Consider the following 21736-nt stretch of genomic DNA (forward strand, 5'->3'; position numbering starts at 1 on the left):
TTCAGCCCCACCGGCCAAGCTGGTTGTCGGCACCGGCCATGGTGGTTGTCGCTCATCAGCTTACAGGTGATGACACAAAATGATCAATGGATTGATGTGCCCGTTGATCCCGGCACCTTCATCGTCAATATCGGCGACATGCTCGAAGCTTGGAGCAATGGCATCCTGCGCTCGACACCTCACCGGGTTCTAAACCTCAGCCCCGAACGTTTCTCGATGCCCTACTTCGTGGCGGTCGACTACGATACTGAGATCAAGCCATTCCAGCAATTGCTGTCCTCTGACGCAAAGCCGCGATACGCGCCGTTCCACGCTGGCGAACATCTGGAACGCATGCTGATCCGCGACTTTCCCTACCTCCGGCAGCGCAAGGATCGCCGCATATCCGCCTCGTCCTCCGCCGGATTGGATCGGCCGACTGCGAACCCGTTCGAATCTCGCCTGAATGCGAGAGCCAGTTAAACCATGCCGGATTTAAATGCGATCATCGCCGTCACACTGGCTGGCTTTGCCTTGAGCCTGACGCCAGGGCCCTCGATGCTTTACGTGTTGTCCCGTAGCGTCGGCCAGAGCCGCGCTGCGGGGCTGGCATCTGCTCTTGGGCTGGGGGTTGGTGGCATACTTCTCGCAATTGCGACGGCCCTCGGACTGGCGACACTGTTCGAGTGGGCAAACTGGCTTGTGACAGTCCTACAGTATGTCGGGTCAGGTTATCTTGTCTGGTTGGGTTTGGGCATGATACGAGAAGGACCAGAAGACGCGCGCAAGTTCCTGAAAGCAACCAAAGTCACCGATAATGACCTGTTTCTGAGTATATTCTGGCAGGGCGTCGTGATCGAGGTACTCAATCCGAAAACCGTCTTGTTCTTCGCGCTTTTTCTCCCACCCTTCGTGAATTCCGGCGGCGGTGGCGATCAAGCTGTGGGCATCCAGCTTCAACTGCTTCTCCTTGGCACCCTCGTTCCTTTGACGGCTCTTCCCTCCGATATCGTTGTCGCATTCTTCGGGGGCACATTTGTCAAGTTGGTCAATCAGCAGAGGGCCGCGCGTCAGCACCTTGGCTCAGCCTGTGGAATTACACTCATCGCGATTGCAATCAGCCTGCATCTTTAATCAAATGGGTGTTTGGTACCAAAACGCGTATTCGATCTGAATTCGGGGCAGCCCGCTAACTCAGATGCCAGCAGTTTAGCAAGAGCCTCAGCTTTCCGCTGAGGCCGTTCACCTATGCCGCAACGCCAAAGATCATACCAACGCCGGCGGTTGCGGCCATGGCGAGCGCACCCCAGAAGGTGACACGCAGCGCGCCATTCAAAACTCCCGCGCCACCGGCGGAGGCGCCGAGACCGCCGAGCACCGACAGAGCAATAATCGTGGTCAGCGCCACCACCAGCGTGATCTGCGTGACCGGGGTTAGAGCCGCGATGGCCACAGGCCGACGCGACGACGAGAAAAGATCATGGGGCGTTTCAAGTCGCCACGGCAAGCACAGCGCTAGCCTGCCGCACATGACCAAATCAACAACATCTTCCGCCCTCGCCGCTACAGCCTATCCGCAGCCGCCTATCGCCACGCCCGGGCAGATGCTTTCTGCCTTTGGGCGGAGTATGCCGCTGAGATGGCAGCTTGAGCTCAACTGAAGTGGCTGTTTGAAATCAATACGGAACAACTTGGCAATGCCGCCCGGAAAGTTTTACTTCCCTATCCACGGCGAGGTCAGACGCAGCGGGGCCGAATGGCCGACGGTGTGGATCATCGCCACGCCATTTTGTGCCAGCAGATCGGCGACCCTGCCGAAAGAGGTGGAAAGTGCGGCAGGCCCACATGCTCGAGCATTCCGACGCTGACGATCCGATCAAGCCCCTCGTCGTCGAGATTACGTTCGTCGAGCAGCCGGAAATCGGTCAAGTCCGAGGCGCGCGTCATTCCGTACCTGCCGGATCGAGAACAGACTGAGGCCCGGAACAACCCGCAAGCGGGAGAAGGATCAGCTAAGAAAAACATCCACGCCTGATGCGCTTCGCCAAGCTGGATTTCACCGGGCCGGTTCGATCATTTGATTTCCATTCGTGACGCGTGAAATATTCAAACTTGCGTCAGAAGGGTTTGTTCCATCTCAATCCAAACGTATGGAGGTTGGGACAGCCCCACCACGCGCTGTGTCCGCAAGGAGATGTTCGAGAGCGCTGATGTGATAGGGGAGTTGATTGACTCTGAGGCGTCCCTCGGGGGGCAAATCGGGCGGCCAGACACCCGGCGTGGACATATTTTCCAGCAGCCAGTCAGAGCAAGGCAGGGCCGTGTCGATGCCATAGGGGCCGGACCGGCAGGGCAGCCGGTCCCGCAGAGCTGCGGCCATACCGTCGGGCGCCCTGCCAGTCAGGCGGCAGGATGCCTGCATCACAACATCCCCTGCATGGCGTACTGCAAAGCCTCGTGATTTCATTTGCCGGACGATCGCACGGTCTTCGCCGGTCTTCACGTCGTCGAAACCGCCCGATGAACGGTAGGCGGCAAGTCTTATGGCGAGGCTTGCGCCGGAGGCTTCGCCATGATGTGGCTGCGGGTTCGCAGTCTCCGGCGCGAACCGATAATACCAGTCCAAGACCAAGCGGCGATAGCGGCCTTCCCACACCGCAAAATCAAGGCTCTGTCCCGACAAGGGGGTGGTCTCCGCCGGAATGGGCTCAATCGCACCGCAAACCGCGTCCACCTCGTCAAGGTGTGCCAGATTTCGAGCGAGCCAGTCGGGCGCCGCAATCCCATCGGCATCTGTGGTCAGCAGAAAGCGCAAGTTCGAAAATGTGTCGATCGCGTGCGCGCAGCCAAGACGCCGCGCCGTTCCGACGCCTTGTTCCGGAGGAAGGTGAAGGTTCAGCAGATCGACAGGCTTACCGAATTTCCGGGCTTCGCAGGAGATTGCCGCTTCGGTACCGTCTGAGGTGTTGTTGAGAACGACGATGATCCGCACGTTGGGACGGCATTGTGCGAGCAACGCCGCCAGGCATGTGCCGATACGTTTCTCCTCGTTGCGGGCGGGGATGACGATTGTGGTTTCCACGGAAGCATTATTCATGCGTGACCCTCGGGTTGTGCAATATCAATGCGATAAAAATCGGTGCTTCTTCGGGTTTCGAAGCGATGCGTTTCGGCCAGCGTACCGGTAAAGACCTCAAGCGCGTCGATGCCCTGAAGCGTGTGGTCGGTTTCGCCAAGATAGGTGACACAGAGCAGCTCTGCCAGCGGCCAGCGCGCGGAGAGATCTTTGGCGAGAGCTCTGATATCGTCGCGACCGAGAAAGTAGAGAAATTCTGAGATCACGATCAGGTCAAAATCTCCTGCCGGAAGAGGACAGGGGTAGAAACCCTGCACGAACCTTGCGGATGGCACTGCACGGCCCGCGGCCAACACTGCGCGTCCGACTGCGTCGATCCCGGTATAACGTTTGCAGAGCGGGGCGAGGTGGCGTGCAAGTTCGCCGTTGCCGCAGCCAATTTCCAGCGAGGCGCGGTACTGAGACCGCGACAGGGCTTCGCGGGTGGCCTGGAACTTTGCCTGCTCATAGGGGCTTGTGGCGAAATCCCAAGGATCATCTGTTGCGGCGTAGATCGCGTTCAACCGCTCGGAGGAAACGGTCATATCGGGGTTCTCCAGAAGATTTCATCCTCGTCAATGAACTTGGCCACGAACCGGGGGTCGAGCCGGAAGCCATCAGGATCGTCAGTGATACAGGATCCAAGCTGGCTTTCATGTGCACGGATCGCAGCCGCCTTCCGGGCGCGATGGCGGGCGATGTCGAAATGAACGGGATCATGTTTCTGGATGTTTGTTGCAAAGTCCCGGTCGTCCCAGCGACACCAGACGGGGTAGCTGTAAAGCGTCAAATCTGGGTCAAGCAGGACCAGTGTCCGCGCGATCCGCGCAGTGGTCTTGTGATCGGCGTGGTGATCCTCCGTCGCTGGTGCAAAGACGCACCTCGCGCCAATTCGCGCAACGATGGATTCTATGTCTGTAGCAATTTGACAAGGGTCATAAGCGTGCAACTGGCTGTCCTTCAGGCCAAGCCATGTGGTATCCGCAGGCTTCCCTCCGAGCTGCGCGATGGCGGTCTCAAACTCTTGTCTGCGTCTCAGGGCGAGTCTTTCTGGCGGCCACTCCTTCGAATTGGGATGAGAGGCAGAGCGATCGGTCACGCAGATGACGTGCGCGCCATGCTGGCGAAATCCTTCGGCCAGAAGACCGCCACAGCCTAGCGATTCATCGTCGGGATGCGGCGCCAGGATGACTATCGGTGTCCCACTGGACAGGGCGTCGAAGCACGCGGCGCGGAAATGCGCGTTCACTTCAGAAGCTCCCTGATCGAGTTTTCGTCTGCAAATGCCTGATCAGCGAAACGGATCAGCATGGCGTCCCGCGCCGCCTGACGAAGGTAGACAGAAAGATCGCGTGCCCTGCGGCTGGTGACACTCCCGTCCTCGAAATGTGCTAGTCCGACAGATTGCTCGACCGCTCGGATTGCATCGAGCGCGCAGTCCTCTGTCTGGAGACGCGCAGCAATTGAGAGCGCAACCGCCTTCTCCGGCATCTTTGACAGCATCATCCGGGCCGCGCGTTCGACCAAAGCTCCGCCCGAAAGGGCGCGCATCATCACCTGGCCCAGCCGCGACTTCTGGGCATCCGCCTCCATGCGCCCCAGAGAGCGCAGGTGGGAGGTTGCCGCGTCGATCAGTCCGACCGCACCACCGATCTGAAGCGCCGCTATCCGCCACACGCCCCCCACGAAATATGGTTCACGCACGTAATCGCCCGCAGATCCAACCCAGAGAAGCGAAGACACCGCCAGGCCGCTGAAATCGAAGCGGCCTGATGCGGTGGATCTCATCCCCGGCATGCGCCAACCCGATACGTCGGCACGATTGACGTCGGTCACCTCAATGAGGGCAAGCCTTACGTCCGGCCCGGAATTCACGGTTACGATCGCATGTGTCACGGTTCCAAGGCCCGATGCGAATTTCTTGGCTCCTGTCAGCCCTGCCGCGCCCTTTTCCAAGACAACGGGTATGGCATCGTCAGCCCCCCAGACGCCAAGAAACGCACCATGGGCAAGCAATTGTTTGACCTTGTCCCTCACGGACCGAGCGGCGTACGTCTTTACCAGATTGAGCGCGTTGATATGTCCCTCCCATAGGCGCCCTACCGGCAAATTTACCGACCCTAAAGATATCAGACTTCGTGCCGTCAATTCGGGTTCGGTCGCTCCATCATCCAGCAGTAGGCTGGCATCACGCAATCGATCTATGGAGGCTCCGATGTCGAGAAGGCCAATCTCTTCATCCGCCGCGTGCGCGGCGCACCCGGCAAGCATCGTCTCGAAGGAAGAATCCGCATAGGCACTGCGGTGTTTCAACCATGCGCTGACGCGCTCATTCTTTGCCATTATGCCACCCTCTGACTTGTTTCGAGCCGCTCAGACCGGGCTGCGGAGGTCAGCAGATCGGCCCATTGATGAGCCACTGCGGAGAGACGGAACGACGGATTCAGAGAGACCTCTGGCGCCCTCTGGCGCCAGCACTGGATCCGTTCCAGAATCTGCGTGGGATCACTGCAATCGATGCGCTGATCCGGACTTTCAAGCACCTCGTTGTTCGCGCCAAGACCCTTTTGTGCGAGCACAGGAGTGCCGACGGCATTCGCCTCTGCCATAACTAGACCGAAGGTTTCGGCGAATGTCGTCTGCGGGTAAAACACGCATAGCGACCGGCGCATCTGCCGGATCAGGGCAGTATGAGACAGAACGCCCAGAGGAATGACGTTGTCGGGGGCTGGCCCGACATTCCAGCGAAGGTACCCAGGGTCAGCAACAGCCAGAACAAGCTCCGGTATCGTGTGACGCAGTGCATCAAAGCATGCAAAAACCTCACGCAGGCCCTTGTGTGGAGAGCTCGCGAACAAGAGGCGGTTTTTCAGGCGTGGCGTCGCATCGGGGACCATGCTGTCGGCAACGGGATTATGAATGTGTAGTATGTCGGGTTGGCGTGCCTCCGCAAGAAAACGGCGCAGCCCGTCGGCGTGGCTTTGTGATACGCATATGATGCGGATACCTGCATCGCGCAGCTCCTTGCCCATTACCCTGTTGTGGCGGCCTGGAAAGACATGCAGCCACAGAAAGATGGGCAGATCGGGGTTGATCCGGCGCAGCTTGAGCGCGACCTTCCAGGCGTTAATGACCACGATGACATCTGTCTGCAGCTTCGTCAGCTTGACTTCGAATCTTTCAAATGACAATGAACCGCGCTGACTGGTGGTCCTTCGATTGCGTTGGAACAGGCCGATCTTGAATGTCTCGGACAGGGCATCGGCGATGCGCAGGGTCGTCGCTTCGGTTCCGCCCAAGGTTCCGGTGCGTAGGTGTGACGGATCATATCCGGCGGCGCACATGGGGTCGACAATCGCGACGCGGACGCGTGAATGCAGGGTCATGCGATCGCTTCCACCTCGCCAAAGCGCGTATAGGGCGTCCTTATTATGGCCGAAACGGCACGACCTGTGGACGCAGTAGCGGGAATGTCGCGGCAGGCGAGCATATCGGGGTTGCTTACAAAATCTATGGCAAGATTAGGCAAGTCTATGGTTTCGGCCTCGACCGTCCCATGCGCGCGCCAGTCATCAACCTTGCGCCAGACTGTATCGCGGTCAAAGCGGCGGGCAGAGCTTTCGTAATTTGATCCGACCGCCTGGGTCAAACTGCCGGGGGTCTCGATCTTGGTCAGAAGAATCTCGGGGATGACCCAAACGACCTCACCATTCAGGATCAAACGGTTGCGCAACTCGCGATCTTCCTCGATGCAGTTCGCGAACCCGCCGACGCGGCTCAGCATCTCGTGCCGAAACAGACCTGAATTGATGTGCGTCCACTCTCCCGGGACCTGCGAGCCCATCTGGAGGTTGGGAAAGACGTCGTCCAGCAGTGACAGATCGCGGCGAATTTCCACCCGTCGGCCATCCGGCAGCAGAAGCTCATGATGGCTTAGCACGACCCCAACATCCAGCCGCGACGAGGGTGTGTGGCCGGCTATCCGCCAGTTCAGACATGGGTCGGCGTGAATATCCTGCGCGGTCAGGACGCGAACCTGTCGCAGCACTTTGTCGCGATGCGGAATATCATCGGAATCGTGGAAGGTTACGGCTTCGCCATCGGTCAGAAGCAGACCGGCATTCTTGGCCTGAGCGGTGCCATGATTGCGCGACAGACGGATATAATTGAAATCATCGCGGTTGAGATAAGGCCTGAGCGCGCGCCAAGTATCATCAGTGCTCGCGTCATCGACAACCGTGATACGTTTATGCCACCAAGATTGTTCAAGAGCCGCTCGTACGGCCGTTTCGATCAAGTGAGCCCGGTTGTAGGTCGGGATGATGATATCCACGCGGGGGGACATGGGGTCGGCTGTCATGTCATAAACTCCTGTTTCAGGCCCGTGACGGCTTTGCGATAGGATTTAAGCTGGGCTGAGGTCAGTGCCGCGGCGGGCCATGTCAGCATCAGTGAGATGGTGGCAGCCAAGACGACGAAGCCCGCATGATAGGCTGCCGGGAGGCACAAAAGTGCGAGCGCGAGCATTATGGTATGCTGAACGGGGATGCGCCCATGATCTGCGTCGGTTGCGACGCACTTGTCTGTGACGACGAATTGGAAACGCCGTCCTGCCATGGTGTCGAAGGTCGCACTGGCGGACGCCGGTGCGAGCGCCAAGCGGCTTGCGAGCGCACCCAGTATGGTGCCAAGTGCCTGCCTGTCGCGCAGGCCACGGTCGAGGATGCGCCAGACGAGTTCACCCAGTCCAAGGAATACGGTGGTGGCGGCAAGCAGAACGACAAAATTGTTTGCCGCCCCTGTCAGAAGGCCGATGAGAAGGACGAGTGCCGGAAGTAGCGACACATTAAGCCAAGCCGTTAGCTGCGCGAGCAGCGCGATGCGTTTGCGCGATGGAAGACTGCTTTTACAACCGAGTATGATTGGCAAATGCAGCAGCAGAGTCTGCAGATTGCCGCTGGCCCAGCGATGACGCTGCTTTTCGAGATCGCGCAGCGAGAAGGGCAGGTAGCCCATGCCGACGACTTGTGAAATATATCGACCAGAAAAACCGGCCTGACACAACCTCACGCCCATTTCTGCATCTTCAGTGGTTGTGCGACCGGACCAGCCGCCGCAAGCTATCAGGGCGGCCTTTGAGACCACACAGAGTGTTCCGGTCAGCAGCACCGATTCCGCGCCATCCCCAACTTCCGCGCTTGAGCGGAAATACTCTTCGAGTTCAGCGTCGACACCTTTTAGGCGGCCTTGAGAATGTGCATAGGCCTGAGGGAACTGCACGTAATCTGCGCCAGTTCGTGTCAGTGCCGACTGCGATGCTTTAAGGAAATCCGCACTGACCTGATAATCCGCATCCACTGTCACAACATGGGTCGCTTCGCTTCGGGATTGGGCTAGTGCAATGTTCAGCGCACCAGCCTTTGCACCCTTAACGTCGTCCTGATGCAGGTATCTGAAGGTCGGCCCTCGCCCGTTACACCACTTCTCGACTGGCCGCCAAAGTTCAGGATCGGCAGTGTTGTTGTCCATCACGATGACCTCGTACCCAGAGTGGGGCCAGTTCTGCTCATCAAGGGATTGCAGGGTTTTGATGACCATGTCCGGCGGCTCGTCATGTGTGGCGACATGCACGGAGAAGAACGGGTCGACCTCAACAGTGTGATCCGGTCCCCTGTTGGGCAGATAGGCACTCGCAGAGATCCGAACTGCTATGAGGCATAGTTGCAGCGCGAGCACCGCACCACAGATTACGGCCCCTGCCAAGGGCATGATGATACACAGGGCGGCAAGGCAAAAGGGTAGAAATATGCCACAGTTCATGGTTCACCCCCGAGGTGTTGCAGGCAGATTCGGACTGGAGAAATCATCAGGACGCCGACAAAGGCCGATGGGCTTCCATGGATTGACAACCGCTGCGGCAGGCCAAAGGTTCCCACTGTGAAAGAAGATATAAGTAAATGAAATTTAACGATAAAGTTTGATCGGGAGATAACTTATCAGTAAAATAAAACGCGTTCGTTAAACTGTGTTAATCCACGTCAGACTTTGTTCGCTGGAAACCAGCCTATGTCCATATCGGAGTAACGATCCCGGAAATCGGTCGCTTCCTCCATGGCCTCGGGGCGAAGCAGGTGGACAGTGTTTCCTGTCCGAGCAATGTCCCCGTCTTTCTCCATCCTTGAAAGTGTCTTGCTGACATAGACATTGGTCAAGCCGACGTAGGCCGCAATCTGGCTCTGGTTTAGCGGAAGTCTCAAGACATCACTCATCCCCTTATTGGTGATTTTCAAACGCGCCAGAAGATCTAGCAGCATGTAGCTGATCCGTGCCCGGGCGGTCATGCTTCCTAATGCCCGCAGGAGGTCGAGCAGGATGATCTGATCGCGCAATGCGATGGACAGAATAAGAGCAGAAAGGCGGGGAGAGTCCCGCAAGATGACGTCGAGCGCGGTCTTGGGGAAGGGGCAGAGCACAACATCCTCGGCGGCGCAGAGGGTCGAGGTAACATGTTTCTGCGACACATCCGGAAAGCCGATGATATCGCCGGGCAAATGCAGTTTCACAATCTGCCGACTGCCATCGGGCAGGTCGTTGTAACTGAAAAGCCAGCCCTGCTTCACCACGAAAAGGTCGGTGCAGGGATCGTCCATTTGATAGATGTCCGTCCCAGCCCCGTAACTGCGTTCGGATTTTTCCAGTGTCGAAAGCCTCTGCCTGTCGTCTTCACTCAGAGAAATGTAGTGTCCAAGCTTGGAAACGAGGCAGCTCGCTCGGTCGGTCATTCACGCGTCTCCGGGTTGCTTGTGCTCATCCAGTCAAAGTTTCTGAGCCTGTCAAGATCCTTCGTCTAAAGGATTGTCGGCTCAATAAAAGACTTTGGATAAATGGCGTCACTGATATAGCCTCGCCTGCACGCGATAATCATGCTCCGCGAAGATTGCCCAGGGCCGATCAGGGGGTGTCTTCGATCCCGCGTATACCTTTCAACACATCAGATCGTGAAAGGGGCACGGGGTTCAGGTCGCGGAGAACACTGACATCCCCGGTGGTTTCAAGAACCACTGCGATGACCTGTTCGGTATTCCAGACGTTGGCCTCCCGCATTTTGGCAAACAAATCGGCTTCTGTGACCCGTGCCGTCGCTAGGTTCTCGGTGTAGATCTTCTGACCGGCCATCAGCAACAGTGGCGTGTTGTCCACAGCGCCGCGGAAACCGTGAACATGAACCCGCAGCCAAGCGACAATGCCCTGAAAAAGGAAAATTGCCACTATGGCCGCGATTGCAATACTCAGGTCAAGGCTCTTGTCGACGATTGCCGTCGCCACCAGAGAGCCCGTGGCAATGGTCATCGCAAAGTCGAAGATCGACATTTTCGAGAACGAGCGAAGCCCTTGTATCCTTGTCAGGACGATGACCACGACGATAATCACGCCGGTTCTGAAAAAGGGTTCCAGCACGGAAAATTCCTTATTGTCCAAAATGTCAGGCTCGGCGCGGTGGCCTGCACATCAGGCTTTGTGACCGACGTGCAGGCAGGAAGTTCAGGCCTTACGAAAGCCGGTCCCAGAAGCGGACCTTGGCGCAGGCCGAGACGAAGGACTTTGCGTCGCCCTTCTTGTTTAGGGCGATGACGCCGTCGTCAGGTGAGTCGATGCCCGATGACTTCAGGAACGCAGCACCTGCGCCCCCGACACCGATGAACTTGCCATGAGCAAAGGCATCCGCCGCAAAAGTCTTGGCGGCGTGCATCCCCTTCAGGGCCTTTGCACCGTCTTCCGAGGCGAGTATGACCACAGCATCATAGAGCACGGAGGGGCCGCCATCGATCTTTTGCTGTGCGGGCACTTCCTTTCCACCTGCCGTCACAATGCCGCCGATCTTAGGCGCAACGACCTCAAAGATGCCTCCAGCATCCTTGATGGCGTTCATCACGCCGTCGAGCAGATCGTCGTCGATGCCGTCGGTCAGCAGAAGACCCATCTTGCGACCCGCAAAACTGTCGGGACCGTTCTTAAGGATCGACAACGAATCTGATGGCTTCAGCCCTTCGACCGGGGTGCGAGCGGGTGTGTGCGCCTTTGGTACCGATTTGAGGCCCAGCCCATCGGCGACCTTGGCGGCGAGATCTTTATCGATGTTGGGCAGGTGAGCCACCAGCCGCTCCCGGATCGCGGGAGTCTCGACCTTCGAGAGTTCAAAGACGATTGCACTGGCAATGTGGTCCTGCTCGATCCCGGTCTGGCTGATGTAGAACTGGCGAGCCTGACTGTAGTGATCGGCAAACAGTTCGCCTCGGACCTTGCGCTTTTCGCCATCCACCTGCTCGGGATAGGATCTATGACCCTTCTCGGGATCGGCGCGCGGACCGCCCTGCGCCCAGCCGTTGGGTTCGTAATTGGCGCGACCGACGGGATTGTGCATCGCCATGTGACCGTCCTGCTGGAAGTGATGGAACGGGCATTTCGGGGCATTGATCGGGATATGGGTGAAGTTCGGCCCACCTAGACGCTTGGTCTGTGTATCGAGATACGAGAAGTTGCGTCCTTGCAGCAGTGGGTCGTTTGTGAAGTCTATGCCCGGCACGATATTTTGTGTGCAGAAGGCCACCTGTTCGGTTTCGGCAAAGAAGTTGTCGACCATTCGGTCGAGCACAAGCCTCCCAACAATACGCACCGGTACGTCCTCTTCCGGAATCAGCTTCGTGGCGTCGAGCACGTCAAACGGGAACGTGTCGGCGAACGCATCGTCAAAGACCTGAACGCCCAGCTCCCATTCCGGATAATCTCCGTTCTGGATAGCCGTCCACAGGTCCCGACGGTGGAAATCCGGATCGGCGCCGTTGATCTTTACCGCCTCGTCCCAGATCACCGATTGCAGGCCCTGCTTCGGCTTCCAGTGGAACTTGACGAACTGGCTTTTGCCCTCGGCCGTCACCAAGCGGAATGTGTGGACGCCAAAGCCTTCCATGAACCGGAAGGAGCGCGGAATCGCCCGATCCGACATGGTCCACATCACCATGTGCATGGCCTCGGGCATCAGCGAGATGAAGTCCCAGAAGTTGTCATGCGCCGACTGCGCCTGCGGGAAGGCGCGGTCCGGCGCTTCCTTGACCGAATGGATGAGATCGGGGAATTTCATTGCATCCTGGATGAAAAAGACCGGGATGTTGTTGCCAACGATGTCCCAGTTGCCCTCTTCGGTGTATAGCTTCACCGCAAAGCCGCGCACGTCCCGGGCAAGGTCAACCGATCCCTTGTTGCCCGCCACTGTCGAGAACCGCACGAAGGCCGGAACCCGGCGTCCCTTTTCCTGAAACAGATGCGCCGAGGTCAAGTCAGATAGGTCTTCGGTCGCCTCGAAATATCCATGCGCACCATAACCGCGGGCATGGACCACACGTTCGGGGATCCGTTCGTGATCAAAATGGAAGATCTTTTCGCGAAAGTGGAAATCCTCCAGAAGGGCGGGTCCTCGCGCGCCCACGCGCAGGGTGTTCTGATTGTCGCCCACGGGAATTCCCTGAGATGTGGTCAAGGCAGGGCCATCACCGCGCTGATGCGTCTCGCCGCCTTCGCCGGGCACGTTCTTTCGCTCTTTGGTGTCATTGGACGACTGTGTTTCGGCGCTCGGTGTGTAAAGGCCGGATTGATCTGCCATGAGCTCAGTTCCTTGTGAGGGGCATCGCCCGCTCGGAGCCGGGCGGGTCAGTGCGCTCATTCCAACACTCCATCGCGCTGAAGGTTCCAATTGCCTGGTGCACTGTTCGCTTTCGGAAAAAAGGCACTCTTTGCTGTATTATGAGCCGGAACAAGATAGTGATCGCGCGTTGGCGAAAAGTAATCTCTTCTCGTCCCAACCAAAGGGGATATCAGCGGTTGGTGGCGTGAGGAGACCGATCTTAGGAGGTTGGGGGGGGCAGCATTATGAGCTAATAGATCATTCAGTCGGACACGGTCCTGCCGGACACTATCCTCTCTGTTCGCAAGGATAACCGAACTTTTGAATTATCTCACCAATGTTACTAAGGGCACCTACGGCTGTTCGGGTTTTGGTCTTGTCAGCCTGAATATCACGTCTCAAAATATTCAGTGTTCCAACGTTTTCAGTTCTGCCTGTTGCTGGATCATTTTCAGGATCCGTCGTTCGTCAACCGGCTTCGGCAGGAATAGCACTTCATCGAATATGTCGGGAAGCTGATCTTTCGAATAGCCGGATACGCACAGGAAAGGCACACCCTGTTTTTGGAGCTCAAGCGCCACGGGTTCCGAGGTTTCAGTGCCACGTTTGACATCGAGAATTGCAAAGGAAGGGCGCGCGTGCGCGATAAGGGCAAGTGCATCTTCGACATTGCCCGTCGGGCCAATCATGGCCAGCCCAGCTTCCTCCAGCATTTCCGAGATTGAGCGCGTAAGCAGCGCGTCGTCATCGACGATGAGCACGCCCACCTCTTCGCTTTTTCTGGTCAGAGGTTCGGCACGCACGGAGGCTGTGTCATCGACGACCGTCACCGACGCCAACGGACACGTCAAACGCCAAATCAGCCCGGAGGGCTCATACTTCGCATCCACCGAACCGCCCAATCCCGACGTGAGAAGCGAGCCGGAAACGAGGCTACCGAACCCGGTTCGCTGCGGTGCCTTGACCGACGGTCCGCCCGTCTCTCGCCACTCCATGACATAGCTATGCCTGTCTTCGGTCCGTTCCCTGCGCCAGCTGATCTGAACCTGTCCGGAGGTGTTGGAAAGTGCGCCATATTTCCCCGCGTTGGTCGTCAATTCGTGCAAAGCCATTCCCAGTTTTTCCGCCGCTTCGGGGAAAATCATTATGGGAGACCCATCGACATGAATGCGGTTTTCAAAAAGATCCGAGAAATGCGCCAGCTGACCGCGAACCAAATCGTTCAGATCAACTGTCTTCCACTCGGATTTGACAAGAATATCCTGGTTCGCTGCTAGCGCAGAGATCCGATCCGAGAAACGTTCGAGGAAGCCATAGATCCCGCTTGATGCCGTGCGTCTGGCGATGACGTTGACCAGTGACAGCATGTTCTTGGCGCAATGGTTCACCTCTTTCAGCAGAAGCTCGACATGATCTTTGTGACGCTTGATGTCGGTAATATCGTGGAATAGGTTGGCAATCCGGCTATCTTCCGGTTTGTCGATCGGGAATGCGTAGACATCGAACGCCCGGTTCAGCATTTCCGAGTGCTCTTCAAAGCGCCTTGGCTTGCGTGTCCGGGCAACGTCGCCATAAAATTCGTACCAATGCTCTTCTAGGGATTGTGTCGCAAAATTTTGGGTGAAGCGAGATGAGGCTTCAGCTGGACAACTATGCTGCCAGCTGGCCGAACTGCGCGAAGCCGGACAGCCCTGATCGATCGAATTTCCCTTTACGGATCATGTGAGCGACTTCGATGCTTGCCAGAGTTGCTGCCGCTGAATTGAGCGATTTAAAGGTCTGCATAGGGCGCGTAATCCTTTTTATAAAGCGATGGTCCTGCTCAATGATATTATTGAGATATTTCACCTGCGGGACATCGATCAACCAGCACCAGCTATTCATAACCAGTACCCACCTGCCAATTCAAAGGGGGCTCCTATCACAGCTTGGCGGGCAGGCAAATATTCTCAAACTTTGTGACAGAACCTCCGCCTCTGGCCCTGAGGCTCCATCATAACCGCCGATGCGGGGGGCTGAAACTCGGCCTTGCCGCACTAGTTCCATGCGGAACGGGAAAGTCTGGGATGGAACAGGACCATGATCTTAAACGCGATGACCGCACAGCTTTGGCGCCTGCTGCTTGTGGCCTGCTTGATGTGGCCGGGGGTCGCCCGTGCCAATGACTGGGACGCCCTCGAACAACCCGGAGCCTTCGCGCTGATGCGCCATGAACAGGCCCCCGGGATCGGCGATCCTGCGGACTTCACGCTTGGGGATTGCACCACGCAGCGCAACCTCGACGCGTCGGGCCGCGCGCAGGCGCAGCAGATCGGTGCGGCATTCCGGGATCGCGGCATTGGATTCGATGCGGTCCTCACCAGCCAGTGGTGCCGCTGCCGCGACACGGCCATGCTGCTGGACCTTGGGCCGGTGAGCGAGGCGCCAGTCTTCAATTCGTTCTTTCGCGACGCGGCTGCGCGGCTATCGCAGACCGAAGCCGCACGGGCGGAACTCGCGGCACGGTCGGGCCGCATCCTTGTCGTCACGCATCAGGTGAACATCACCGCGCTGACCGGTCAAAATACCAGATCGGGCGAAATGCTTGTGGTCCGGGCAGACCCTGACACGGATGGATTCGAGGTGCTGGGCAGCATCCTCATCGCGCCCTGATGCGGCAGCGCATTTCAGGATGCAGCGTTGCCGTGTTTCGGATCTGACCTGAGATGCCGACGGGTCGTATGTGCGTCGGAGCGGTGCCCGCATCGCGAAAACGTGTGCAGCTTTTGAGGGAAAGGCCCGGCAAAAACGCTATCATCATCGAAATCGTCAATCACGAGGACATAGCCAGATGCGCAATCCGACCATGCCCCGCCTTTCGACCCTCACCTCGCTTGGTGCTGCGGCCCTGATTTTTCTGCCGCTGAGCGCCTGCGCGCAGGATTTCAACGCCGCCCCCCCCCACGCAGCAGGTCAGTCCCCGGCGTTCGAGGCCCAGACCCGCGCCCCGGTGCTTGCCGACAACATCAGCCTGAACCGGCAGGTCGTCGCCTCAAAGCTCGAGAGCCCCTGGGGCATGGACCAGCTGCCCGATGGGCGCTGGCTGGTGACGGAACGCCCCGGTCGGCTGCGGATCGTGGCGGCGGATGGCACTCTGTCGGGCGCAATCAAAGGCCTGCCTGAGGTCGACGCACGCGGTCAGGGTGGTCTGCTGGATGTCGCATTGCGCGATGATTTTGAGCAGACGCGCCGCCTCTGGTGGAGCTTTTCCGAACCGCGCGGCCGCGGAACGAACGCCACAGCTGTCGCCACCGGCCTGCTGTCAGCGGATGAACAAAGCCTTGAACAGGTCGAGGTTATCTTTCAGCAGCAACCCGCCTGGGCCTCGACCAAGCATTTCGGCTCGCGTCTGGTCTTTGACGGTCAGGGCGCGCTTTTTGTCACCACGGGAGAGCGTTCCAATCCCGAGCCGCGCCAGCTGGCACAGGACGTCGGCACGCATCTTGGCAAGGTGCTGCGCATCGACCCGAGGGGCGGCGCCGCGCAGGGAAACCCCAAGATCGCCGGAGGCCTGCCCGAGATCTGGTCCTATGGCCATCGCAACATGCAATCGGCCGCACTTGGCCCCGATGGTGCGCTTTGGACCGTTGAACATGGGCCAAAAGGCGGCGATGAGCTGAACCGCCCACAGGCCGGACTGAACTATGGCTGGCCGGTGATCACCTATGGCGAGGATTATTCGGGGCGCCCGATGGGTCAGGGCCTGACCAAGCAGGAGGGCATGGAGCAGCCGGTCTATTACTGGGACCCGGTGATCGCGCCCTCGGGCATGGTGTTCTACGATGGTGCGATGTTTGCGGACTGGCAGGGCAGCGCTCTGATCGGCGGGCTGGCCGGTCAGGCGCTGGTGCGGCTTGAGATGGACGACGGTCGCGTCACAGGCGAGGCGCGTTATCTGCAGGGGCAGGGCCGGGTGCGCGACGTGGATCAGGCCGCAGACGGCGCGGTCATGCTGCTGATCGACGGCGAAAACGGCGCTCTGGTGCGGCTGACACCGGCCTCCTGAACGCATCAAGTCGTGACCGATCCCACCGGAGCCGCGCCTTCGGTGGGATTTCTATGACCTGACATAAAGGACGTGGGAAACAGGCTGTTAACCTCTGACCCTTTGGCCACAAGTTCAGCGACCAAAGGAGGATGTTTGACGTGGCAGTGTCCGTACGAGCACAGCGCAGCACGAACGTTCAGATCCACGCGGGTGATCCAGCGCGCGCGCAGGAGTCCTGGACACTGTGGAGGTTCTGTCGCAAACTTTCGGGTGAAGCGAGATGAGACTTCTGCTGGATGCAATTATCCCGCCAGCTGGCCGAACTGCGCGAAGCCGGACAGCCCTGATCGGTCGAATTGCCCTTTACGGATCATGTGAGCGACTTCGATGCCTGCCAGAGTTGCTGCCGCTGAATTGAGCGATTTAAAGGTCTGCATAGGGCGCGTAATCCTTTTTATAAAGCGATGGTCCTGCTCAATGATATTATTGAGATATTTCACCTGCAGGACGTCGATCAACCAGCACCAGCTCTTCATAACCAGTAGGCAATTCATCTTGAACAGCCCCGCCGCATTCGATCCGCTTTTGTCGATGACAACCTTGTCGGGCCATAGTCATATGCTGCCACCATCGATCCAACCGATACCCCAAGGGTGGTGCGCGAATATCCCGATACGCTCGACGAAGAGGCCTTCGGAGCGGCCACGCCCGTCAAGCCCAAGTTCACGGCCCATGCCAATCCTGCCAGCCAGTGGATGGCAGCGCGTAAGGGTCCTGCTTTCTTTGCCTATTCAGGCAATTACCTGATTGATACCGATCATGTGGTCATCGTGGATGTAGAAGTGACGCGATCTGTCCAGCAGGCGGAGGTGGGCTCCACCCTCACGATGCTGGACCGCTCGGCAGAACGGGAACGCTCATACTGGCGGTTGCCGACGCATCCTATGGGTCCGAGGAGAGCTTGGTCGAGCTCGTCCTGAATCGGCAGATCCTGCTGTATCAGGTTTGTCCGCATAGTGTGAATTCGCTCATCTCAGGTTTTACACTTGCAGCGAAAGTCCGGTCTGACGGGCTGCACCGCAGCATGATCAAGACTGGGTGAATGTCGGCTTAGCCCCTTCTATAGAAGGCCACCTTCAACCGATCGTCAAGCTGTCCGAGACGATCGAAATCTCCAATGTTCCGCGTGACAACCAAGCATCCTAGACGGGACGCCTGTGCTGCCAGGATGGCATCGTTCTGTGCTTTCCTGCGATCTTCCTTAGTGTAGCCCAGGATACGCGCCATGCAGCCCGCGAGCACCATTCCCCGCATCGTGTCTTCATGCGTCAGATCGAAGATCCTGTGGGCGCCAGTGCTAGCCAGAAGAGCACGGACCTCGCGGGTGGCATCCGATGTGCGAGGATCGCTTGGGTCGAGCCGACCGAAGAGGAAGGCCAGTTCGCCGAGAACGACGGGGGAGTGGTAGATGACCCGCGCCCGAATGCGCTCCTCGGTGTCTCGCGGAAGCCGCCCTTGGAGCTGATCCAAGATCACACAGGTGTCGAGCATGATCCGTTCCCCGCCCACCGGTGCATCGGCGATGAACGAGAGGTCGACGTCGGCCCGCGTGGGCAGATCGGTCTTGCCGAGAGCGACTCGGCAGCGACGCAGCAGTTCATCGATTTCCATGCAGTGTCAGGCTTCCAGATCGAGTCCGGGGTCGACCTTTCCGCGGGCGGCCATGAACGCGTCCGCGAAGCCGTCCTCGATTACGATATTCGCGAGCGCGAACTCGATGAGTTGGCTGTCCGACATCGCGCCTGCGCGTGCGCGTGCAAGTTCGAGGAGCTTAGGATTTATCCGGCCGGTCACCCGCGCGCCCTTGTCACGAGACAAACCCATCTCTCCGATCTGGGCCAGGACAGCTTCAAGGCGGGCTCGGGAAGCTTCTGATTGCTCAGGGGTATCTATATTGGCCATGGCATCCTCCATTGATCCTAATGTTCCACAAAGATATAAAAATGTCAAACATTCAAAATATAAAGAACATGCCTATATCTTGCGAGAGCAAGTGAGAAAAGTGATGCAAAACGATCTCCGCATGAAAGCGGTGTGGAACCAGAAAAACATCCCTGTCGCTCTTCGTCGTGACGGCAAGGGCGAGCAGGTTAGCTGACTGGCATGAGGCGCAGGATCAAGTCCAGATATCATCAACGCGCCATGGATTGTCATGCGTTGATATGAAAGCCGTAGAACGGCCCACAGCATGCCGTTCATCACTTCTCTGAATGCCGCACGCCGCCCGCTGAACCGGCCGTTCGCTGCGGTTACGAGATCAAGGCAACCTCGAACTCACACTCTGCGGACCTTCCTGCCGTTCGCCAAATGGCGGCTCTTGGCAGATCCTATTTCTTGCTGTCGCGCCCGGGTTCGGGCTGAGTCCCATGGTCAGTTTGGCATCAGGCGACGGCGCTACCGTCTTCATTCCAATCAGTCCAGCTCGCAAAACTGAGGGGCTCGACATCATCCAGTTTTAACAGGAACGAAGACCAATTATTCAAGTTGCGTTCGAGTCTATCTTGCAGGCTGTTTGCGTTTTCGTAGCTATAACCATGCCCTTGCACGCCGTAGGAAATGAAGGGCGGCAGGACTGAGAAACCCATGTAATGCATCGAATATTGCAACGACCATAGCATCGTGTCGAAGTCACCTCCGCGGCTGCTCGGCCCAAAAGCTGCCTGAGGCGCCCCTGTCGTGACAGAGATCAGCGCTCGACGGCCCCTGAAATAGCCCGCGTCATAGCGCATCTTGCTGGTGTAGAGGCCACCGCTCACGAACACGCGGTCCATCCAACCTTTCAGCATGGCTGGTGGTCCGTGCCACCACAGGGGGAATTGAAGGATGACAAGATCAGCGCGTTCCAGCCTGTCAATCTCGGTGGCAACATTGTCGGGTAGCGTGCCGGTCGCCCAGGCGTTGCGCTGTTCGCCCAAGGCCGCAAAACGGCCCGGGTCGATCCGGTTCACATAGTGCTCCGGGCGCTCAACTGGATCGAACCTTGATTGGTAGAGATCACTGACCGTCACCGCGCCACCTGCGCTGCGTAACGCGCTTTCTGCGGTTCGCGTGAGTGCGCCATTGTAGGAAGTGACCTCGGGGTGAACATGAATGATATGGGTCTGCATCTATTGGTCTCCGCCGGTTGTTCTCATTCGACCTGACTTTAATCGTTCATTCATGATAGGTATTCAGAAGATCTGGTAACTTGGCCTTTCAAAAATGAACGACACGCTCGACTGGAATGACTATGAGATTGTTCTCAGGATCGCGGACGCCGGTTCGTTGTCCAGGGCGGCTCAGATGTTGGGGTCAAGCCATCCGACCATGTTTCGTAGAATAAATGCTGTGGAAGAAAAGCTCGGCGTGCGGCTCTTTGAGCGTTTCAGGACGGGATATAAGGCGACCGCTGCCGGTGAAGAACTCGTGTCGGTCGCCCGACAAATCGCCGAATTAACCAACAACATGGAGCGACGCCTGTGGGGGCAGGACCTGCGGCCTTCCGGTGTGGTGCGCATAGCGACGACCGATACATTGCTCTCCGGCCTACTCGCACCAGAGGTCGTGCTTTTCCGGCAACTAGAGCCCGACATTACCTTGGATATCGCCGTGTCGAACGAGGTTTCCAACCTTTCGCTCCGCGAGGCCGACATCGCGATCCGGCCCGCGTCTTTACCAGACGATCACCTTATCGGTCGAAAACTGGGCCTGATCCGGCAAGCCGTCTACGTGCATCGCAGACTTGATCTTGGGAATGAACCTGCGCCACCGTGGAAAGCACTACCTTGGATCGGGCCAAGTCGGTCAATGCCGTATGGCCAGCTTCACGCGTGGATGCGAAAGGTCGACTGCGCCGAGAAATGCATTTGCCGTATGGACAGTGTGCTTGCCATGTATGCGGCGGTTAGATCCGGGATGGGCGTTGCGGTTCTACCTTGCTATCTTGCTGATAGCGACATCGACCTGGTACGGATTGGAAATCCGATCGATGATGTTGCTGTGGACCTATGGCTCTTGACGCATCCTGACCTTCGTCACACGGCGCGTGTGCGGGCAACATTGGATCATTTCGGAAAGCTTGGCGTGAAGCTGTAAGCGGAACGAAAAACCCTGCAGTTCGCTACCATGCAGAAAATCGGTAGTGTGGGCTCGGTCCGGACCTTCGCTGTGCCCTGCTCGAGGGTCCGGTGAGCGGACTGAACGGACCTTAGGTGATCTTCATTGCGACCGCTTGAATGCGGCCGTCGCAACGCCCATCGCAACCAGCGCACTACCGCCAAGACGAGAGAACCAAGCCAAAACTGAAGGTCTCGCAATTTTAGCGCGTAGCTTATCTGCCAAGAGCGCATAAGCGAGAGCATTGAATGCGGCCAAACCTACGAAGGTAACGACCAGTATCGCGAACTGGGGCAGAAGCGGGCTGTCCACCACAACGAATTGCGGCACGAAGGCAATGAAGAATACGATGGATTTAGGATTTAGCGCGGTCACTGCCGTAGCGTGGCCAAAGACACTTGACGCGCTGGTCTCCCTAACCTTCTCCAGATCGTCGAGCGAAGCCGTTGAAGCGCTACGGAAAAGCTTGATCCCCATATAGACGAGATAGACAGCTCCGACCCACTTTAGAACAGTGAACAGCGTCGCCGAAGCCAGAACTAAGGCCCCTAGGCCCGCCAATGATGCAGACATTGCGATGAAGTCACCGAGAGCTACGCCCCCGACCGTCGCGATGGCCACCCTTTTTCCTTGGCTGATCGCATAACTAAGAACTAGCAAAACCGTCGGTCCGGGAATGAGCAAAAGAGCTATTGAGGCTGCAACAAACGCCAGCCAAACCTGAAAATCCATGAAAATCCCTCTCTACTTTTTAGCTAGCCAGCCATGGGGCTGGCAAACT

The 21736-nt window shown here is 57.9% G+C and carries 23 protein-coding genes and 4 pseudogenes; 8 read left to right on the forward strand and 19 right to left on the reverse strand.

The window, feature by feature from the left end; all coding sequences use genetic code 11:
• Both P775_RS15725 and P775_RS15730 read left to right on the forward strand, forming a co-directional pair.
• The coding region (locus P775_RS15725) for a 2OG-Fe(II) oxygenase family protein (RefSeq protein ID WP_143520927.1) at positions 1-462 on the forward strand (462 nt) is incomplete at its 5' end.
• A gap of 3 nt (positions 463-465) precedes the next feature.
• Positions 466-1113: a LysE family translocator gene (locus P775_RS15730; protein WP_099911867.1), complete on the forward strand. Its 648-nt coding sequence runs from the start codon at positions 466-468 to the stop codon at positions 1111-1113.
• A gap of 112 nt (positions 1114-1225) precedes the next feature.
• Here P775_RS15730 and P775_RS15735 read toward each other — a convergent pair whose 3' ends face one another.
• On the reverse strand, positions 1226-1432 hold the full coding sequence (locus P775_RS15735) for a VIT1/CCC1 transporter family protein (protein ID WP_342749657.1): 207 nt from the start codon (positions 1430-1432) through the stop codon (positions 1226-1228).
• On the opposite strand from P775_RS15735, the pseudogene P775_RS15740 reads away from it, so the two are divergent.
• A pseudogene (locus tag P775_RS15740) lies at positions 1430-1630 on the forward strand (IS6 family transposase); the annotation flags it as partial. The gene P775_RS15735 and the pseudogene P775_RS15740 overlap by 3 nt on opposite strands.
• 122 nt (positions 1631-1752) lie before the next feature.
• Here P775_RS15740 and P775_RS28120 read toward each other — a convergent pair.
• From P775_RS28120 to P775_RS15800, 13 genes and pseudogenes are all read right to left on the reverse strand, one after another.
• Positions 1753-1926 carry a class I SAM-dependent methyltransferase gene (locus P775_RS28120; RefSeq protein WP_180287465.1) on the reverse strand — a complete coding sequence of 58 codons (174 nt, stop codon included), beginning with the start codon at positions 1924-1926 and terminating at the stop codon, positions 1753-1755.
• 190 nt (positions 1927-2116) lie between these two features.
• Complete coding sequence (locus P775_RS15745) at positions 2117-3076, reverse strand: glycosyltransferase family 2 protein (protein WP_099911868.1); 960 nt, start codon at positions 3074-3076, stop codon at positions 2117-2119.
• A complete protein-coding gene (locus P775_RS15750; protein ID WP_099911869.1) occupies positions 3073-3639 on the reverse strand; it encodes a class I SAM-dependent methyltransferase in 567 nt (188 codons plus the stop codon). The genes P775_RS15745 and P775_RS15750 overlap by 4 nt, the downstream gene beginning before the upstream one ends.
• Positions 3636-4343, reverse strand: a complete 708-nt coding sequence (locus P775_RS15755; protein WP_180287466.1) for a PIG-L deacetylase family protein — start codon at positions 4341-4343, stop codon at positions 3636-3638. The genes P775_RS15750 and P775_RS15755 overlap by 4 nt, the downstream gene beginning before the upstream one ends.
• Positions 4340-5437 carry an acyl-CoA dehydrogenase gene (locus tag P775_RS15760; RefSeq protein ID WP_099911871.1) on the reverse strand — a complete coding sequence of 366 codons (1098 nt, stop codon included), beginning with the start codon at positions 5435-5437 and terminating at the stop codon, positions 4340-4342. Before P775_RS15760 ends, P775_RS15755 begins: the two co-directional genes overlap by 4 nt.
• Positions 5437-6480 (reverse strand): glycosyltransferase, encoded by a 1044-nt coding sequence (locus P775_RS15765; RefSeq protein ID WP_099911872.1) that lies wholly within the window; start codon positions 6478-6480, stop codon positions 5437-5439. The genes P775_RS15760 and P775_RS15765 overlap by 1 nt, the downstream gene beginning before the upstream one ends.
• Positions 6477-7454 carry a glycosyltransferase family 2 protein gene (locus tag P775_RS15770; RefSeq protein ID WP_099911873.1) on the reverse strand — a complete coding sequence of 326 codons (978 nt, stop codon included), beginning with the start codon at positions 7452-7454 and terminating at the stop codon, positions 6477-6479. The genes P775_RS15765 and P775_RS15770 overlap by 4 nt, the downstream gene beginning before the upstream one ends.
• A complete protein-coding gene (locus tag P775_RS15775; RefSeq protein WP_099911874.1) occupies positions 7451-8914 on the reverse strand; it encodes a glycosyltransferase family 2 protein in 1464 nt (487 codons plus the stop codon). The genes P775_RS15770 and P775_RS15775 overlap by 4 nt, the downstream gene beginning before the upstream one ends.
• Before the next feature lie 218 nt (positions 8915-9132).
• A complete protein-coding gene (locus P775_RS15780; protein WP_099911875.1) occupies positions 9133-9876 on the reverse strand; it encodes a Crp/Fnr family transcriptional regulator in 744 nt (247 codons plus the stop codon).
• 169 nt (positions 9877-10045) lie between these two features.
• Complete coding sequence (locus P775_RS15785) at positions 10046-10552, reverse strand: DUF421 domain-containing protein (RefSeq protein ID WP_245875717.1); 507 nt, start codon at positions 10550-10552, stop codon at positions 10046-10048.
• Between the two features lie 91 nt (positions 10553-10643).
• Positions 10644-12752 (reverse strand): catalase, encoded by a 2109-nt coding sequence (locus P775_RS15790; RefSeq protein ID WP_099911876.1) that lies wholly within the window; start codon positions 12750-12752, stop codon positions 10644-10646.
• Positions 12753-13180: 428 nt separating this feature from the next.
• Complete coding sequence (locus tag P775_RS15795) at positions 13181-14293, reverse strand: HWE histidine kinase domain-containing protein (protein WP_099911877.1); 1113 nt, start codon at positions 14291-14293, stop codon at positions 13181-13183.
• Between the two features lie 130 nt (positions 14294-14423).
• A pseudogene (locus P775_RS15800) lies at positions 14424-14639 on the reverse strand (DDE-type integrase/transposase/recombinase); the annotation flags it as partial.
• Between the two features lie 213 nt (positions 14640-14852).
• On the opposite strand from P775_RS15800, the gene P775_RS15805 reads away from it, so the two are divergent.
• Both P775_RS15805 and P775_RS15810 read left to right on the forward strand, forming a co-directional pair.
• The gene (locus tag P775_RS15805) at positions 14853-15425 is read left to right on the forward strand and encodes a histidine phosphatase family protein (protein WP_245875718.1); all 573 of its coding nucleotides are present in this window, start codon (positions 14853-14855) and stop codon (positions 15423-15425) included.
• A gap of 178 nt (positions 15426-15603) precedes the next feature.
• A complete protein-coding gene (locus tag P775_RS15810; protein ID WP_245875719.1) occupies positions 15604-16818 on the forward strand; it encodes a PQQ-dependent sugar dehydrogenase in 1215 nt (404 codons plus the stop codon).
• A 284-nt stretch (positions 16819-17102) separates the two neighbouring features.
• Here the strand turns inward: P775_RS15810 and P775_RS29915 are convergent.
• Positions 17103-17300, reverse strand: a pseudogene (locus tag P775_RS29915) (DDE-type integrase/transposase/recombinase); the annotation flags it as partial.
• A gap of 120 nt (positions 17301-17420) precedes the next feature.
• Here P775_RS29915 and P775_RS15820 point away from each other — a divergent pair.
• Positions 17421-17711 (forward strand): annotated as a pseudogene (locus P775_RS15820) (IS5/IS1182 family transposase); the annotation flags it as partial.
• A 199-nt stretch (positions 17712-17910) separates the two neighbouring features.
• Here P775_RS15820 and P775_RS15825 read toward each other — a convergent pair.
• Positions 17911-18471, reverse strand: coding sequence for a type II toxin-antitoxin system VapC family toxin (locus P775_RS15825; protein WP_099911878.1), 561 nt, complete (start codon positions 18469-18471; stop codon positions 17911-17913).
• Between the two features lie 6 nt (positions 18472-18477).
• Positions 18478-18762, reverse strand: coding sequence for a hypothetical protein (locus tag P775_RS15830; RefSeq protein ID WP_143520928.1), 285 nt, complete (start codon positions 18760-18762; stop codon positions 18478-18480).
• On the opposite strand from P775_RS15830, the gene P775_RS27635 reads away from it, so the two are divergent.
• Complete coding sequence (locus tag P775_RS27635) at positions 18755-18958, forward strand: hypothetical protein (protein ID WP_143520929.1); 204 nt, start codon at positions 18755-18757, stop codon at positions 18956-18958. The two genes, P775_RS15830 and P775_RS27635, sit on opposite strands and share 8 nt — an antisense overlap.
• 283 nt (positions 18959-19241) lie before the next feature.
• On the opposite strand, the gene P775_RS15835 is transcribed toward P775_RS27635, so the two are convergent.
• Positions 19242-19967 carry an NAD(P)H-dependent oxidoreductase gene (locus P775_RS15835; protein ID WP_099911880.1) on the reverse strand — a complete coding sequence of 242 codons (726 nt, stop codon included), beginning with the start codon at positions 19965-19967 and terminating at the stop codon, positions 19242-19244.
• A 94-nt stretch (positions 19968-20061) separates the two neighbouring features.
• Here P775_RS15835 and P775_RS15840 point away from each other — a divergent pair, with 94 nt between their 5' ends.
• Positions 20062-20934 (forward strand): LysR family transcriptional regulator, encoded by an 873-nt coding sequence (locus P775_RS15840; RefSeq protein ID WP_099911881.1) that lies wholly within the window; start codon positions 20062-20064, stop codon positions 20932-20934.
• Between the two features lie 123 nt (positions 20935-21057).
• On the opposite strand, the gene P775_RS15845 is transcribed toward P775_RS15840, so the two are convergent.
• Positions 21058-21687, reverse strand: a complete 630-nt coding sequence (locus P775_RS15845; RefSeq protein WP_099911882.1) for a LysE family translocator — start codon at positions 21685-21687, stop codon at positions 21058-21060.
• Positions 21688-21736 lie beyond the last annotated feature (49 nt).

The organism is Puniceibacterium antarcticum (assembly GCF_002760615.1).
GTDB lineage: Bacteria > Pseudomonadota > Alphaproteobacteria > Rhodobacterales > Rhodobacteraceae > Puniceibacterium > Puniceibacterium antarcticum.